The organism is Hydrogenophaga sp. OTU3427 (assembly GCF_038440225.1).
Taxonomy (GTDB): domain Bacteria; phylum Pseudomonadota; class Gammaproteobacteria; order Burkholderiales; family Burkholderiaceae_C; genus Hydrogenophaga.
The window spans coordinates 1-625 of the sequence record NZ_JASATI010000121.1 but is presented as its reverse complement, the minus strand read 5'-3'; the positions used below and the strand labels follow the sequence as shown (position 1 = coordinate 625).

The 625-nt window shown below is 70.7% G+C and carries 1 protein-coding gene; it reads right to left on the bottom strand.

Going from position 1 to position 625, the window contains the following annotated elements:
* Window positions 1-625: molybdopterin-dependent oxidoreductase (locus tag AAHB17_RS24550; protein ID WP_342133682.1), on the bottom strand; the 625-nt coding region annotated here is incomplete at both ends.

Sequence of the window (625 nt, the reverse complement as noted above, 5' to 3'; positions counted from 1 at the left end):
CGCCACCAGGTTGTTGCGACGACCATAGTGCGACAAGGTGCCCAGCGCGTAGTTGTAGCCACCGCCCTCCAGGCCGATCTGGCCCAGCGCCGCGGCCAGCACCAGGCCCATCCAGATCGGTTGCTCGCCGTGCTCGGAGCGCTGCATGGAGTGCGACATGACCACCAGCACACGCTTGCCCGGCAGCGACAGGGCCAGCGCCTCGATCTGCGCCGCCGGCAGGCCGCACAGGGGCGCGGCCCAGGCGGGTGTCTTGGGCGTGCCGTCGGTGCGCCCCATCAGGTAGTCCTCGAACGCGGGCCAGCCATCGCAGCAGCGGGCGATGAAATCCGTGTCGTGCAGGCCACGGCTCACGATCACCTGGACCATGGCCAGCATCAGGGCGGTGTCGGTGCCGGGCACGGGGGCGAGCCAGTCGAAGTGGGCCTCGTCGGGCAGGTCGGAGCGCAGCGGGCTGATCGAGACAAAACGGCAGCCCCGGGCCGCCGCCCGCCGCATGGACTCGCGCTCCACGTGGCGGCTCACGCCGCCGCTGGCGACCTGCGAATTCTTCAGCGCCATGCCGCCGAAGGCCAGCACCACCTCGCTGTGTTCGGCCACCTGTTCCCAGGTGACGTTGCGGCGA